General features: G+C 57.2%; 13 protein-coding genes. 6 read left to right on the plus strand and 7 right to left on the minus strand.

From position 1 onward, the window contains the following. Window positions 1-229 precede the first annotated feature (229 nt). Window positions 230-760, plus strand: coding sequence for a DUF7344 domain-containing protein (locus NATGR_RS14465; RefSeq protein WP_005580737.1), 531 nt, complete (start codon window positions 230-232; stop codon window positions 758-760). A gap of 327 nt (window positions 761-1,087) precedes the next feature. Here NATGR_RS14465 and NATGR_RS19580 read toward each other — a convergent pair whose 3' ends face one another. Beyond that, entirely contained in the window at window positions 1,088-1,237 is a 150-nt protein-coding gene (locus tag NATGR_RS19580) for a hypothetical protein (protein WP_155897292.1), read from the minus strand. Window positions 1,238-1,610: 373 nt separating this feature from the next. Then, window positions 1,611-2,603, minus strand: coding sequence for a transposase (locus NATGR_RS14475; RefSeq protein WP_015233235.1), 993 nt, complete (start codon window positions 2,601-2,603; stop codon window positions 1,611-1,613). A gap of 392 nt (window positions 2,604-2,995) precedes the next feature. On the opposite strand from NATGR_RS14475, the gene NATGR_RS14480 reads away from it, so the two are divergent. From NATGR_RS14480 to NATGR_RS14490, 3 genes are all read left to right on the plus strand, one after another. Further along, entirely contained in the window at window positions 2,996-3,871 is an 876-nt protein-coding gene (locus NATGR_RS14480; protein ID WP_015233742.1) for an ABC transporter ATP-binding protein, read from the plus strand. Then, window positions 3,871-5,511 (plus strand): ABC transporter permease, encoded by a 1,641-nt coding sequence (locus NATGR_RS14485; protein WP_005580741.1) that lies wholly within the window; start codon window positions 3,871-3,873, stop codon window positions 5,509-5,511. Before NATGR_RS14480 ends, NATGR_RS14485 begins: the two co-directional genes overlap by 1 nt. Before the next feature lie 654 nt (window positions 5,512-6,165). Next, complete coding sequence (locus NATGR_RS14490; RefSeq protein ID WP_005580742.1) at window positions 6,166-8,337, plus strand: transposase; 2,172 nt, start codon at window positions 6,166-6,168, stop codon at window positions 8,335-8,337. Window positions 8,338-8,593: 256 nt separating this feature from the next. On the opposite strand, the gene NATGR_RS14495 is transcribed toward NATGR_RS14490, so the two are convergent. The 3 genes from NATGR_RS14495 to NATGR_RS14505 form a co-directional block, all read right to left on the minus strand. Next, window positions 8,594-9,589 (minus strand): DUF1616 domain-containing protein, encoded by a 996-nt coding sequence (locus tag NATGR_RS14495; protein WP_015233744.1) that lies wholly within the window; start codon window positions 9,587-9,589, stop codon window positions 8,594-8,596. A 116-nt stretch (window positions 9,590-9,705) separates the two neighbouring features. Beyond that, complete coding sequence (locus tag NATGR_RS14500) at window positions 9,706-9,981, minus strand: PadR family transcriptional regulator (protein ID WP_005580744.1); 276 nt, start codon at window positions 9,979-9,981, stop codon at window positions 9,706-9,708. A gap of 228 nt (window positions 9,982-10,209) precedes the next feature. Then, complete coding sequence (locus NATGR_RS14505; RefSeq protein ID WP_005580746.1) at window positions 10,210-10,542, minus strand: winged helix-turn-helix domain-containing protein; 333 nt, start codon at window positions 10,540-10,542, stop codon at window positions 10,210-10,212. Window positions 10,543-11,134: 592 nt separating this feature from the next. On the opposite strand from NATGR_RS14505, the gene NATGR_RS19980 reads away from it, so the two are divergent. After that, window positions 11,135-11,305, plus strand: a complete 171-nt coding sequence (locus NATGR_RS19980) for a DUF7563 family protein (RefSeq protein ID WP_015233745.1) — start codon at window positions 11,135-11,137, stop codon at window positions 11,303-11,305. Window positions 11,306-11,478: 173 nt separating this feature from the next. Further along, window positions 11,479-11,994: a DUF7344 domain-containing protein gene (locus NATGR_RS14510; RefSeq protein WP_005580750.1), complete on the plus strand. Its 516-nt coding sequence runs from the start codon at window positions 11,479-11,481 to the stop codon at window positions 11,992-11,994. 105 nt (window positions 11,995-12,099) lie between these two features. Here the strand turns inward: NATGR_RS14510 and NATGR_RS14515 are convergent, their stop codons facing one another. Both NATGR_RS14515 and NATGR_RS14520 read right to left on the minus strand, forming a co-directional pair. Next, a complete protein-coding gene (locus tag NATGR_RS14515) occupies window positions 12,100-14,007 on the minus strand; it encodes a DUF7282 domain-containing protein (RefSeq protein WP_015233746.1) in 1,908 nt (635 codons plus the stop codon). A 171-nt stretch (window positions 14,008-14,178) separates the two neighbouring features. Further along, entirely contained in the window at window positions 14,179-14,676 is a 498-nt protein-coding gene (locus NATGR_RS14520) for a helix-turn-helix transcriptional regulator (RefSeq protein ID WP_005580755.1), read from the minus strand. Between the last annotated feature and the right edge of the window lie 618 nt (window positions 14,677-15,294).

The following is a 15,294-nucleotide window of genomic DNA, read 5'->3' on the forward strand; positions in this document are numbered from 1 at the left end:
TCATCGCCGTCAATCCACCCCCACCAGTCGGTATCTACGGGAGCGAACAGCCACTCGAACGCCTCTCTGCTAAATCGTTGCTTGAGGCGTCATTCACCGGCGCTAACGGGTATAACTGGATTTCGGTGAGGTAGCCGAGTGATAGTAAAGGGAGATGGTATGCCAGTCGGTGGTGTGAGGTATCCGAACACCCCCGATCGACGTTCGACTCGGGACCGCGAGGGCATCCATGTCTGAACACGAACTCACCCAGGCCGAACTGTTCGACGTGTTCAGTAACGCCCGCAGGCGACGAACGGTCCAGTACCTGAAACGACAGGGCGGTGACTGCGATCTCGCACCACTCGTCGAGCAGGTCGCCGCCTGGGAGAACGATACCGAGCCGGACGACGTCACGCGGACGCAACGACGGCGAGTCTACATCTCCCTGTACCAGACCCACCTGCCGATGCTCGAGGAACACGGAATTGTCGACTGGGATCCCGACGGTCACTACATCAAACTCCTCCCAAGCGAGGAGGTCTTCGAGCCATACCTCGACCGGCAACTCGGCGCGGACAGGGCCTGGCACCTGGCGTACCTGACAGCTACGACACTCGGCGCAGTCGCACTCACCACAGCCTGGCTCTCGCTGCGCTCGACGGCAGCCGCCGCCTCACTCGTCGTCGCTGTTTGCATCGTCGTCTTTGCAATCGCAGTGGCACAGCACGTCTCGCGGCGGCCCAGCCTGGCGCTACCGTTTGGAATCACGAGCAAGTAACAGTTCAGTCACCTGCCCTCCAACAGTAGTTGAAAGCGGGTCAAATCCGGAAGTTGGTTCGGTTGCATTCGTGTCATCTTGAACCATTTTGTTACGTTTTGATTATCGGCTTAGAAGACTCTCCTGACAGATTTAATACCGTTCTATCATCCTGGGTGCGTGGCCGTAGAGTTGTTCTCCTTGTCTTGGACGTTCATCTCGGTACCGCCTTCTTCAGGGACGGTGATGTTTCAGGGCCAGACGATCTCCCCGTCGGCACTCGTTACGACTACCTTCACCGTCATGCCGCCCTTCTGACCGCCGATTCGGTTCTGAATCTCTTCCACCTCAGACAGCGTGAGGAACGCGTAGATGGGGGTCCGCCCCCTTGACGAGTGTGACGTCGCCGCTTTCAGAGTTCACGAACGCCGTGTAGATGACGCCCGTCCCGCTCTTGGGGACGACCCTCACGTGCCAGTAGAGAGTATCGTCCTTCACGCCTGGCACCAGAGCGATAGCCTCTGCGTTCGATAGGCGGTTGACTTGCGGTCACTGCTCAACGAGTCCACGGCCTTCTGCGGGCCAATCTGCGACTCGCTGTACTTTTGAACACCTATCTCTCTGGTCTGCCCGTTGATCGTCCAGACCTCGTAGACACCGTTATTACTCCCGGTCGGCTCGACGGCAATGAAGTAGGTCAACTCGGGGTCGTTCGCCTCTATCGAGACGGAAACCGGCTAACTGTTCCCCTCTCGGGGCTGTCTGCGATAGCCAGCACGCCCTCCTTCCAGAACGACTTGTTCAGGGCACCGTGGACATACTGCATCGATTCTACCTTAGACACGAGGGTAAGGGTGTCATAGAAGAGTTCTCACACCGTGATCACGGTGCTTCCCGGATTGTCTCCACGTTCGTAGTTGGTAATTGCGATGACGAGACGAAGGCACAGAGCGAGGAACACCTGCGATCGTGCGTGAACGCGGCCTCGGGCGTGCGTTCGCCCGAGGCCGCAGTCCTTCACTGATTCGTTGGTTCGTTCGACTCCAGTACGGCGGTTGTACGTCTCATCCAACGTGGACTGCTTCAACTGAACGTCCTCGCTGTGTTGTTCGATACGGTCTTCGACCCTATACTCGATATCTTTCGGGTCGTCGGTGTTTCGCGCGTTGTACGGGGCGACTGGCACGACCCCTGCAGCCAGCAGGTGGTCGTGCCAGTCCAGCGTGTCGTAGGCACTGTCACCGACCATCCAAATCGGCTTGGCGACGGCGAGCGCGTCACGGGTGACGCGCATCGCCGTCTCCTCTGTCGCTTGTTTACTCTCTGTGAACTCCGCCGCAATCGGGATCTTTTGCCCGGTCGAGACGATTGTACAGCCGTAGCCGTGGTAGTACTCGTCGTTGGTTGGATCGTAGCACTTCGACGCGTCTTGATCGGCAGGCATCGCCCTCACGTCAGTTGAATCAATGGAGTAGGTCAAGTCGAGCAGGCCCCGCAAGGCGGCCTGCTCGACGAGGTGGTCGAAAACCTCGTCAACGACGTGTTCGAGATCGGTGAGGAAGCGATCGACCGCGTCTCTCGACGGCGGTCGATCGAACCCACAGCTCAGCCAGACAACTGTATTCCGTAGCTCTCGTTCAACGGGGCGAATGCCGTAGATGTCCTTGTAGTAGCAGTGGAGAAAGCCACGCATCAGCTCTGGAGGTTCGTGGTCTCGTGTTCGCCCCGTCTCCGCCGGGGCGAACACGTCGAACTCTTCGAGAAACTCGAAGGAAAGGTGCTCGAACAGCGCTAGCGTCTCGGTCTCCACGACATTGAAAAACGAGTCTACCGAAGGGTCATCTTGCAGGGTCGCTGAACTCATCCACCTCAGCGTTCACCCTGCTCTTTAGTGTGCTACTCGTTCTATGACACCCTCACGAGGGTGCCAAAGAACGATTACCATGGAGCTATTTTCACTCTGGCCTTCGATGAACTGACTGTTGAGTAGGTATGCGTACTAGCCGCTGGATATTCTAGCAACAAAGAAATTCTCGCTGCTGTGTAAGATACAAGGCACGATGTGGCACGAGTGGAGGGCCGATTATCAAGGAACAGTGATTGCTCACCTATGGAAACGCGTCTATCGGCATCAGTATTGGTTTCTCAGTTTCATCAGAAAGTAGATGTATAGCGCCCACCCACAGCCATATCCGTTGGATATTCTCTCCCATAGGATGATAACTATTTTATACATTTGTTCATATGTAGGCCTTAATGGTCCTCCAATTAGAGTCAATCGGTAAACAGTACGGCGACAATGCCTGGGGGGTTCGTGATGTTACCATTGAACTTGATCCCGGAATCCATGGTCTCCTCGGACCGAATGGGTCAGGGAAATCAACGTTGATGCGCATCATCACCACTGTGATGGACCCCAGTACAGGAACTGCCTACTGGAACGGAACTGACATTACGGAGTCTCCGAGCGCGGTTCGTGACGTTCTCGGGTATCTGCCGCAGGACTTCGGTGTGTATCCCAATCTTACTGCCAGAGAGTTCCTTGAGTACATGGCTTCACTCCGGGGATTAAATAAAGAGACGGCAAACGCACGAATTGACGAGTTGCTGACGCTCATGAACCTGCAAACGGACCAAGACCGTAGACTTCACACCTTTTCCGGGGGAATGCGACAGAGTGTCGGGATCGCACAGGCGCTCCTGAACGATCCGGACTTGCTCGTAGTTGACGAACCGACCGTCGGTCTTGACCCAGAAAAACGCACGCAGGTGCGGAATCTTCTCTCCTCTGCCGCTAGTGATCGGGTTGTATTGCTCTCGACACACATCGTCCCCGACGTTGAAGCAACGGCAAACAAAGTCGCACTCCTGCATGATGGCGATCTACTCACCCACACTGATCCGGAGTCGCTCGTTAAGGCGACAGAAGGTAAGGTGTACGAGTATGTCGCCACTCGTGATGAGATGGACCAGCTTCGCCAGCAGTATCAAGTGACGGGTACGGTCCAGCGGTCTGACGGCATCAAAGTTCGAGTCGTCGCCGATGAGCGTCCGTCACCTGAGGCCGAAACGGTCACGCCGACGCTAGAAGACGCATACCTTGAACATATCGGTCAGCGGGAATCCAACTGATGGTTCCGGACAGATTCACCACCATTGGCCGGATCGCTTGGGCCGACTTTCTTCAGCGAGTTCGGTCACGCCAGTTACTAGTTATTCTTGCAGTGATTGCTTACATCGGCTACCAACTCAACGTTGGGGCGTTCGAACTCCTTTATATTGACACCGTAGACGGGCAGACAGTGAACTACAGGGGCGAGCCAACGTCCGCATACGTTGGTCTCACGTCTGGAGTATTGATAGCCAGTATCCTCTTCTTTTTTGGCTATTATATCCTCAGTGGCTCAATCCGGCGAGACCGATCAACTGGTGTCAACGAACTCGTCGCCAGCACACCGGTCACCGACCGTTCATATCTCCTCGGGAAGTGGTTCAGCCACGTCGTGCTAGTCTTCGTCCTGCTGGCAATTCTGGGGTTCGCTGCACTCCTCAATCACTGGATACACGGCGTCGGCGTGACCAACCCGCTCTGGATTTTTGGTGCTATCTTCCTCATTGGAGCTCCCGTTGGCTGTCTTGTCGCCGGTGTAACTATCTTTTTCCAGTCTATTAATCGATTAACTTCAACCTTGGGAAATATATTGTACTTACTGGTAGCTGTCTCCCTCTTTTCAATGATTTACGCGGTAGCTTTCGAACAGGATACGATACCGACTGGACTCCGACTCGGAGATCTGGTCGGGTTGTTCGTGGCGGGTGATATGACCTTTGAGGCTCTCTTGAGTGCCGCCGACGATTATAGCGGACCAGCAGTTGCGAATTTCGGCGCGGGTGCTGACGACGCCGAAATCGTCCAGTATCTCTGGGATGGTTCCGCGTGGCCCAACTGGTTCTACGCCAACCGCGTCGGACTGATCCTTGGTGGGATCGGATTCGCTGTGGCTGCAGCCTATCCGTTTGAGAGGTTCGACTCAAGCGGTAACCGTGACCGTCGATCCTTCGTCAAACGGGTCGTGCAGGCGCTCCCCGCTCGCTTCCCAGGGACCGAGAAGTCTGAGCCCTCCGAGACAACCGTTCAGTCTCCCGCTGAGGTGTCGTTGACGCCGGTAACGGACCGAAACAGTGGTAGTTTCGGACGACTCCTCATTCAAGAACTCCGATTGCTAATTCGAGACCAGCCCTGGTGGTGGTACGTTGGCGCAGTTCTCATTGCTTTTATTGGTGCGAGCGGTTCGGCATCAACTGCTGTAATTGTTCCTATCGCAGCTGTCTGGCCACTATTCCTGTGGTCCTCAATGGGATTTCAGTCTGTCCACTATCGGATAACGCCGTTTATTGTGTCCTCAAAATATCCCTACGGACAACTCCTCGCAGAATGGCTTGCCGGTGTGATCGTTGCGGCAGTATTCCTTGGGATCTCTGTTTGGCCGACCGTCATCACGACGGGTGCTGAGGGAGTCATTGTGCTCCTTGGTGCGGTGGTGTTCATACCCTCACTTGCTCAAATGGCAGGGCTCTGGAGCGGCACGCGACGGTTATTCGAAATGAGTTACCTCATCCTGTGGTATGTCGGCCCGCTCAACGGTTTTGCCGCTTTGGATTTCGCTGGAGCCACTTCCGAGACAGCGGGCACTATGACACCATTGCTGTTCCTGGGGATTGGCCTCATCGCGCTGGCAGCGGTATTGATTCATCGCTACGTCCAGACGTAGTGCCGTCACACGCCGTGTTCTGCTTTTGTTGAAGAATCCTACTACTGAACAATCACCTTATAGAATACAAGTCCGGGTTATGAAGGTGTTTAAAGGACTAGTATACATTACACTCATCGTCTGATTCATACTTAATAGTGGGAAACCAACAGTAGTCAACTGCTGACTTCAGCCTCTGTACTTATTGGTGCAACAGTATCGATAGACGGGGTATGGGGAACAGTTGTATGAAACCCTCTTACCCCAATTTATGACTTCTGTACGTTCAGAATCTCACATTCTTGCTCCAGCAGGAGGCCGTTATCTGGGGTTCGTGTTCGAACCGTACGCCTACGGGGCTGTTCAGCCGTGACCTGCACGCTGGACCACCCCATTGAGAACAACTACGTCACTGAACGCTAGAACAGCCAGATACGCTACTGCTACGAAGCCGGGCCGTAGATCGGGAAGGTGTTCGGGCACGGCGGCCACGGCAATCTCCGGAAAGCCGCCCGGACGGTGTTCGACGAGTACTCGACCAATGACCTCTGCGACCTGATAGAGTGGATCTGTCAGAGTATCCCGCAATGGCGCGGAATTCCGTTTTCTGACTCGCACCATTTACATTCTCGTCGGTAATCATTTAATTCCCGATAGGCTACTGGTCGCGTACACGTGACAGGATGCAGAGACCACGAGGAAGACATCGTCGGCAAAATCGAACCTGACGCCAGTTCTGACGACCTTTACGCGCCCGCCGGACAAGTCTCCGCGAAGACAGTTCGCCAACCCGCCGACACCGATTCCGACACACCCACCGAAGACTTCGACCTGGGCTCCTTCGACGGCGCTCTGGAAGCACTCCGGCGGGATCTCGCCCACCGCTACGACGACGTCTCCGATGTCATCAACCCGCCGCTCATCGACGCCGTCCCCGACGACGACCTGAAACCCAACTCCACGTACGACTTCAAACCAGTCGTCTGCGCGTGGATCTACCGCCTCATCGCTCCCTCCGACGGCTACTCCGTTGTCAGTTGGGAAGACCTCGCCGACCGCCTCGGCTCTGACCCCGCCCTTGCCACCAGCTTCGGCTTCGTCCCTGAGGAAACACCGACCGAGCGGACACTCCGAGAGCAGTGGATGACGCGCGTTCGGCCCGCGTTCCGTGACCACGTCCGGTACCTCGCCGCCGAGTGCGCCGTCAAAGCCGAAGACTACGAGCTGGAGACTGCCGCGGACATCCGCGAGAACCCCATCGCCGACCACCAGAACGACGACGGACCCGACGTGGACCCCATCGGCGAGATGGAGCAGGAAATTAAAGAGGACGCCTACACCATCCAAGCCGACATCATCCGCGACATCTGCTCGTACGACCGGGACAAGTCCTTCGAGTGGGATGGCGACCTCATCACCGACTCGGGGGCCCACATGTGCCGCCGGAACGACTACGCCGAAGAAGGCATCGAGCGGATGGCCAAGGACTACGGCCTCATCGAAGAACACGACGACGGCACCGAGGACTGGAACGTCTTCACACCCCAGACCTTCCGTCGGACCGTTCGGGACGTTGAACGCACGAAAATCGAGGGCTACGACTGGGACAACGAGGACGCCTACGGCGCGCGCTGGCTTCCGGCGCACGACCTCGTGGACCCAGCTATCGTCCGCGGGGATCTCCGGGACGCCCTCGAAGAGGCGTGGACCATCGACCCCCACGACCCGGACGGCGAGACCGCAACGTGGCACCTCCGCACCGAGGACGCCATCGAACGCCAGATTGAGTGGCTTCGAGACGAGCAGGGCGTCATCGACGACGACACGTTCAACCTCCGCATCGACTACACGACCCACGACCACAGTCGCCACTCTTCGGTGAAGAGCGATCCACCGATAGGCGTCCACAAACAGAGCCATCTCGACACCGGCTACGCGTGGAAGGAACTCCAGGGCACCATCAAAATCAACGGACGGGCGTTCATCATCGCCTCGCTGTCCTACACACCGCAGAACGACCAGTTCCAGGCCGTCCGCTACATCCTCGACCGCGCCCGCGACCTCGTGAACATCGATACCGTGATGGCCGACGCCGAGTTCGTCGATACGAAGATATGCCGGTACATCCGCCAAATCGGCTGTGACTATGCGATTCGGAAAGGCGCGACCAACCCGGTGAAGGAGACGGTCGCAGACTTTGACGGACGCGCCGATTGGGACAGCAACTGGACGCTGTCGAGTAGCGGTCGCCGCCGCACGCACAACACCACCCTCGTGGGCTTGGAGAAGGACTTCAAAAGCGTTCCCGACCACAAGAAGAAGGACGACGAAGAGGACGAACCGGACACCACGCTCGATGACTTCGGCGACGATGAAGACGAGGGCGTTCCGGAGGGACAGCTGACGCTCGACCAGGCCATCGAAGAGCCCCACAAGGACAAGGAGGAGATCGACTACTTCTGCATCATCACGAGCAAGACCGTGGACGGTGAGGGGATCGACCCGGACAACAATCCGGTCGCACATGACCCAGAGGGAACAGCATGGGGGATCGGTCGCCTCTACCGGGACAGGTGGGGGATTGAGACGGCGTTCCGCGACAAGAAGAAGACGTTCGCGGCGAAGACGCGGTCGCGTGACCTCGGATACCGGCGGTTCCTCTGGATGATGGAGAACCTGCTGTACAACGGGTGGGTAATGCTGAACACCGCTGTCGCTGACCAAAGTCCCGACCGCGACGATGATGAGATTGTGGTGAAGCAGGCGACGTACCTGGACGAACTCGACCGGCGCGTTCTAAGCGGCCTGAGTCTCGACTTGGAGTTCCCGGACGTCGGGTACGGCTGAGGCCGAAGCGCCTTCTCGTGGTAGCAAAACGGTGAGCCGTAGCACTCGCCAACGAACACTGTTTCTCGGGTTCCGTCACTGATTTCTCCGCGTTATATCACAAAACACTCACTTTTAAGACGGCGGATTGTTGCCAGTCGCGTCTTCGCCGAGAATCTTCACCGAGCGGGTCAGAATCGGTTCCGGTTTTGGTGCATACTTTCAACTACTGCTCCAACTGAAACCGTTTCGAACAAACGGGAGTTCGGTGACCACATCAGCCGTCGTCCTCACCTTCGGTAACCGTCACCCAGACGTACGTGTCCTCCACGGCGTTCTCGTTCGTCGGCTCGAGCGGCGGTTCGTCGTAGTACAGCAGAACGCTAATCCGGACCGTCTCACCCTCCTCGGCCGCCGGCGTGACGCTGTACTCACCAGTGCCGATCCCACCAGCGGAGACGCTTCCGTCAATCTCCTCGAGGGCGGTCCGTTCGACGACCTCGCCGTTCTCTACCTGCTGTTGCTGGACGACCACCGCGTACTCTGTGTGTTCGCGCTCGTGGTTCTCGATTGCGATGGTGATCGGCACCGGCTCGCCGGGTTCGACCTCGTCAGGGAGTTCGCCCGCGACCAGATCGCCGTCGTCGGTCTCGGAGTAGAGTCCGAGCTCGGTGAACCCGTCGGTCGCGGTCGGTGCAAGAACACCCAACAGAAGCGCACCGACGGCGAGGCCGATCGCAACGACGAGCACCGCCGACGCCGCCGTGACTTCGCCGGAGTCGCGTCGAACGACAGCAGCCACCGTGGTGAGTGAGAGCGTGAACCGTTCCGACTCCGGCGTCCGAAATCGCCGAACGACACCGACCTGTGCCACGACGACCGTACCCAAACTCAACGCCCCAGCAGCCGGCTCTGTCGCGATACCCCACTCAGTCACCGCGAGTATCATCGCACCCAGCGGGACGATCGCGACCGAGAGCGCAACGGAGAGCCCGAAACGCTCGACAGTATCGATCCCTCGAGGATGCGTCTTGGCAGCCGTCGCCGTCTCGCAAGCGCTTCGTTCTCTCGTCGGAAACAACACCGAAACGGCGGCGTACCCCGGCAAAAACACCACGAGTGCAACCGTCGCGAACAGTCGAAGCCCGTTCCCTGCCGCAAGCGACGTCACGGCGACGTACGCGAGAACTGCGGCAAACGAGACTATCGCAAGGTCCGTCGGATACTTGCGGACGGATGCGAGCCGCGTCCGCGTCGCTGTCTCGAAGCTCATCGACGAGCCACCGCCGTCCACGTTCCACCAGAAAATCGCTGTGCCATTCCGTCGACTGCATACCGATTCGACGGCTTTGTTATGGACGTGATACGCCGTTTATAAGACTGTCCGAGTCAAAAATCGACGTACTGTTCCTCCCACTCGCGGCGCTCGTCGATCCGCTGCCGGCCGGATTCCGTAATCGCATAGTAGTTCGTTCGCCTGTCGAGTTGTCCCTTCTCGACCAGTTCTTTGTTGACGAGGGTGTCGAGGTTCGGATACAGGCGTCCGTGATTGATCTCCGAACTGTAGTACTTCTCGACTTCGTCTTTGACCGTCTGTCCCGACGGTCGGTCTGCCCCTGCGATCACGTATAGCAGATCTCGCTGAAAGCCGGTCAGATCGTGCATTGCTCAATCACAGTGACCGTTCCACTGAGTGGATGTTTGTTATCCGTGTCGTACAGTTCAGTTAGTGCTTCTTTCATACGCCTCGGAGGGAACTAAACTGTGTGTTCTCGTGAAAGACACGACCGACAACCGATCGGCAGCGATCGAACGTGGTGCACGAATTCGACAGACACGGAGAGTACGAACGCTCCAGACTCGCTTCCAGTCGAGCAACGACTGGCAAAACGGTTACTCGTCAGTCGCTGTAAGCGTTACGTCGATCCCGTCCGGACCGATGTCGATCTCGAGTCCGTCGACGGTCGCTTCGTACGCCGTCGTGTGCGAACCGTCGTCCTCGAATCGGACGCACTCGGCCAGGAAACCGCTCTCGAGAAGATTGTTGATTCGTCGATAGACGGTCGCCGACGAGCTATCCGTCCGGTCTGTTAACTCCTTTGCCGTCTTCGGACCGCCGCTTGTCGCGACGACGATCGTCCGTGCACACTCGTCTCCGAGGACATCCAGTTGAGCCGCGGAGTCAGGAGTCGACTCCGATCGCGTGTTACTCGCTTGTGTTGACATCGTCGTGATGGGTCTCGTCCACTCGATTCATTCGCTCGCTCTCGATCTGGAGAGGGGCCAATACGGGGGTCTCGCAGTCGTCTGTGACTGCCGTCGCACATATCACCATTACTCTCTAGCGATACGAGCGGTAAGCGCTCCGGGTATTTTATAACGAACCGTCTTATGATGGGTAAGACAATCGTTCGGTCTCGAAATATTTTGTTTCCACTCGGAAACCAGCTGTTTCTGCTCGCTCAATACTCGACGAATCCGCTATACAGCCGTCGAATACGGCTCAATTCGTCTGAATCCACGTTGGGACCACAGTGTCCGCAAGAGCCACGATCGACCCACAGTAGTCCACTGCCCTCCAATTCCCGTTCTCAAACACCGAATTTCCCGGTTCCAGCCATCTCTCTCGCCTCTGAACGGTCTTGGCCCTTTATTCACATCTGCGCCCCTCGGTCGAGTGTGCCCGGCGCACGCGTCGTCGACGGCACCGGCGACTGCCGCTGACACGGCAGCCACGACACGCCGCGACCGTCACCCCCAATCGTTCGACTCTCACGCCACCACAATCATGAACTCGAGACAACAGAACTGGCGGCCGATGGAATCGTCGACAGCAGGCGCTCGCTGTCGAAACTGCGGCACCCACGTTACCCAGCAGTTCGCACGCGTCTTCGGAGACAACGGAGACGTCGTTCACGGCTGTCCCGGTTGTACGACGTACCGGGAGATGCAGTCGGGCGGCCACCTCCCACAGACCGAGTCAGAGTGACCGACCACCTGCCGCGGTTCGGAGTCGTCCGTACTGCCAGACGAAATTTTCAATTAGTTATTGTTGGAAGTAATACCGGAGGTTAAAGTCAATGGTTCACAAATAGGTGGACGTGCACGATGGCCGATGATGGACTGTCCGTAGACGACGCTTCACTGTTCTTTTCCTGATCAATGTCCGTTCAGACGAATCGAACCGGTTCGCTGGCGGAAAGCGAGGTATTTCACATCCTCGGCAACGACAGACGACGTGCAATCGTCCAGCTGCTCGCCGAGAAGTCCGGACAGGTCGGCGTCTCCGACGTCGCAACCGAAATCGCAGCCACCGAGTCCGACGTGGATACGGATTCGGGCTCGGTCCCGAACAACCTCTACAAGAGTGTCTACGTCTCGCTCCAACAGACACATCTCCCACAACTCGAGGAAGACGACGTGATCGAGTACGACTCCGATACGAAGACCATCCACCCCGGACAGAACTTCGAGGACGTTCTCACGTACGTCGACGGCCACGACGACGACCCCTCGAACGTCCTGCAGTTTCATTTCGCTGCTGCCGTGGTCGGTCTGGCCGTGATCGCACTGACTGGGTTCGACATCCCACTCGTCGCAACAGTAGATCCAGTCCTGTGGAGCGTCGCCGTACTGCTCGTCATCGGCGCAAGTAGCCTCTACTGCATCCTCGAGTAACAGGATACCCGTCGCGTACTGCTCGAGACCAACCCGTCCAGGCAGTTCCCGATCGCGCCCTACAGTCTCGACGCGGACAACCCTCGACAAAAAGAACGAGAACGGTTAAACGCCGATCGCTCCGATCGTAGCAGCGTTTTGCTCGTCGTCAAGTTCGTCCTCAAGGTCGTCGAGACCGACGTCGACGCCCTCGACGTAGAGGAAGATCTCCGCCTGCTCGATCAGTACCTGCAAGCGATCGTCGTCGACCTCGTCGTTCTCGTCAGGTAGTTCGTCGTCCTCGTCGTCCATCATATCATCGTCCATTGCGTCGTCGTCCATCATATCATCGTCCATTGCGTCGTCGTCCATCATATCATCGTCCATTGCGTCGTCGTCCATCATATCATCGTCCATTGCGTCGTCGTCCATCATATCGTCATCAATGGCGTCCATCCCCTCGACGTAGACGAAGATCGTACTCTGCTCGATAGTGACGTCCTCGAGTTCGTCGGTTACGTCGAGGTCGTCGTCCATCGCGTCGTCGTTCACTGTATCGTCGTCAGCGACAGGATCTTGATCGATATCGTCAGCATCGATGACGACGAAGATAGTCGCTCGATCGGCGGAGAGACTGATCCGGTCGGGACCGTCCTGCATGTCGTTTTCGTCGTCAACCTCGGTATCGTCGATCTCGTCCATCATCTCGATGCCATCCAGAACGGCGAAGACAGTCGCGTCACCGATCGTAATCTCAGTTACCTCGTCTGGTTCTTCGTCGTCGATCTCGTCTGGTTCTTCGTCGTCGATCTCGTCTGGTTCTTCGTCGTCGATCTCGTCTGGTTCTTCGTCGTCGATCTCGTCTGGTTCTTCGTCGTCGATCTCGTCTGGTTCTTCGTCGTCGATCTCGTCTGGTTCTTCGTCGTCGATCTCGTCTGGTTCTTCGTCGTCGATCTCGTCTCCGATCTGCGTAACAGTCGCTTGTTCGATCGAGACGTCGAGCTGGTCGTTGGTTACCTCGAGTTCGTCTTCGTCGAGGTTGTTCTCGACTGCATCGTTTAGTTCGTTGTTTGCGTCGTCGTTCTCGTCGATTTCGTCGTTTACACCATCGTTCTCGTCGATTTCGTCGTCAAGTTCGTCCTCGAGGTCATTCTCGTCAATCGGCATCTCACCATCTTCGACGTGCGTGAAGATGTCCGCGTGATCGATGCTGATGTCGATTGCTACCTCGTCGGGCAACTCGTCGATCGGCTCTTCGATTGGCTCGTCATCGACGGGTTCGTCGTCAACAGGTTCGTCGTCGACGGGTTCGTCGTCAACAGGTTCGTCGTCGACGGGTTCGTCGTCAACAGGTTCGTCGTCAACGGGTTCGTCGTCAACAGGTTCGTCATCGACGGGTTCGTCGTCAACGGGTTCGTCGTCAACAGGTTCCTCTTCGATTGGTTCGTCGGTGACAGTCACGACAGCATCGTCAGTCACCGGTTCCTCATCGGGAGTCAGATACGGGACATCTTCTTCACCATCAGTCTCGACGAAGTCGAACTCCTGGGTGTCGGTCGTGTCGCGATGCGGCATCGCGATCAGCGTTTCGTCTTCCTCGAGTGGTTCGTCGAGAGTCACTTCGACGTTCTCGTGGGTTCCCGCTTCCAGGTACGCTGACGATCCGATGATGCTACCGATAACTTCCCCGATCAACAGACTACTGTCGTGAATCACCACGAAGCCACCGTTTGCCATCGTGACTTCGTCCACGACGACGGTCTCGCCCGTCGTCTCCTGATCTTCGAATGTTACGTACGCGGCTTGTTCTTCGTCGGGTTCGTCGGGTTCGAGTTCGATTTCCTCGTCATCGTCGACATCATCTTCTCTCTCCTCGTCCTCGATCGGTTCGTCCGTTTCGTTTATCTCACCGTCGTCTGTGTCTTGCTCGTCGACAGTCGCTGGTGCCGTGGCGGCACCTGCAACCATCGCCCCGCTCGAGCAGACCATCATCAACGCAGTGAGTACTACGAGTAGCTGCTTGCGTGCGCTCATATTGTGCCCGGAAAGGCATCGGAGAGTCGTGATTTCGGTGCATAAACCGGGACAACGATTTCATCGGGAAACTGGATACTACACCGACGGGTCGGTTCTCCGAACGGCCGTTCGAGAACGAAACGAACTGTTTTCGTGACCGTGCTAATATCCAGTAATAATTCGGGCTGTTTACTGTTCGTTTTGTGGCTGTTCTGGCGGTTTCGACGCCGTCGGCTCGTTCCCTGGGAGACAAACCAGATTTTCCCGTCCAAGTCGAAGTTTCGTGATCTGTCCGTCCTCCTCGAGTTCGGTAAGGAGCCGACTCACTTTTGCCTTCGACCAGTCGACCGAGTCGACGATCCGTGACTGTTTCATGCGGCCACCGTTTTCGTTGATGAGCTGTCGGACTTTCTCCCGGTCTGTCACGTACTCGTCGGGTCTTCCCTCCTGTTCGTCCCCGATCGACCGACGACTTTCGAGACGGTTTCGGACCGCGAGAATCCCGCCGAGTAACACCAGGCCGATGATCCCGATTAGGGCAGCGAGATGGGGAGTGCCGCCGAGTTGGAGCAACGAGTCTCGCCCCGCCGTCACGATGAGACTCGAGTCGGTGCCAGTGATTGGGCCATCGCTCGCTGGGAGAGTGAGCGTGTCGATACTGCCCGGGGGGTGGAAACGGATGCTCATGTGGTGTCGGTAAATGGAGGTTCGCTCACTCGTTTCTGTACCGTCGTGACCGCCCCACAAAGTGTTTTTTATAATTCATGTATTGTTATTTATGATTTTGTATATCACGGGTAACGACAGGTGTGGCTGTCTGGACTGGCGTTTGGGCTCCCCTGCAGTCAACTTGGTGACGTGTATTGGCTGGGGACCTTTGTCCAAGTCGGCGTTCTTGGCGACGATCGCAGGCTGATCGTCGTCCGTTGGGTTTCGGTGATTCGCTTGCCAACTCGTCGTCTGAACCGCTCCCGGTGTGTCCGCTGGTACCGTTTCAGCCGCCGACTGACGAGTCGAACCGGTCGACACGATCGGGGTCGATCCAGCAGTGCAGGCGTGGCCCACTACTAGTGGCGGGCCAAGCCTGAACTGATGGGTCGAATCTGGCGGTGTGGCTCGATTCGACCCGTCAGTCGACGGTTGGGACGGTACTAGTACTCCGCCAAGCGTCGACTGCTGCGTGAACCCAGACGACCGCATTCGGTTTCACTCATCCGTTCAGGCTTGCCAAAGCACTAGGCCGTCACGCTCCGCCAAGACGACGACCGCAGCGACGACTAGGAGTCTCGTCCAGAGACGCCGGCC

Source organism: Natronobacterium gregoryi SP2 (assembly GCF_000230715.2).
Classification (GTDB): Archaea; Halobacteriota; Halobacteria; order Halobacteriales; family Natrialbaceae; genus Natronobacterium; species Natronobacterium gregoryi.

Excerpts from the sequence above, each read along its gene's own strand:
- NATGR_RS14465 (WP_005580737.1), top strand. The coding sequence starts at position 230 with ATGTCTGAACACGAACTCACCCAGGCCGAACTGTTCGACGTGTTCAGT.
- NATGR_RS14475 (WP_015233235.1), bottom strand. The coding sequence starts at position 2,603 with ATGAGTTCAGCGACCCTGCAAGATGACCCTTCGGTAGACTCGTTTTTC.
- NATGR_RS14480 (WP_015233742.1), top strand. The coding sequence starts at position 2,996 with ATGGTCCTCCAATTAGAGTCAATCGGTAAACAGTACGGCGACAATGCC.
- NATGR_RS14485 (WP_005580741.1), top strand. The coding sequence starts at position 3,871 with ATGGTTCCGGACAGATTCACCACCATTGGCCGGATCGCTTGGGCCGAC.
- NATGR_RS14495 (WP_015233744.1), bottom strand. The coding sequence starts at position 9,589 with ATGAGCTTCGAGACAGCGACGCGGACGCGGCTCGCATCCGTCCGCAAG.
- NATGR_RS14500 (WP_005580744.1), bottom strand. The coding sequence starts at position 9,981 with ATGCACGATCTGACCGGCTTTCAGCGAGATCTGCTATACGTGATCGCA.
- NATGR_RS14505 (WP_005580746.1), bottom strand. The coding sequence starts at position 10,542 with ATGTCAACACAAGCGAGTAACACGCGATCGGAGTCGACTCCTGACTCC.
- NATGR_RS19980 (WP_015233745.1), top strand. The coding sequence starts at position 11,135 with ATGGAATCGTCGACAGCAGGCGCTCGCTGTCGAAACTGCGGCACCCAC.
- NATGR_RS14510 (WP_005580750.1), top strand. The coding sequence starts at position 11,479 with ATGTCCGTTCAGACGAATCGAACCGGTTCGCTGGCGGAAAGCGAGGTA.
- NATGR_RS14515 (WP_015233746.1), bottom strand. The coding sequence starts at position 14,007 with ATGAGCGCACGCAAGCAGCTACTCGTAGTACTCACTGCGTTGATGATG.
- NATGR_RS14520 (WP_005580755.1), bottom strand. The coding sequence starts at position 14,676 with ATGAGCATCCGTTTCCACCCCCCGGGCAGTATCGACACGCTCACTCTC.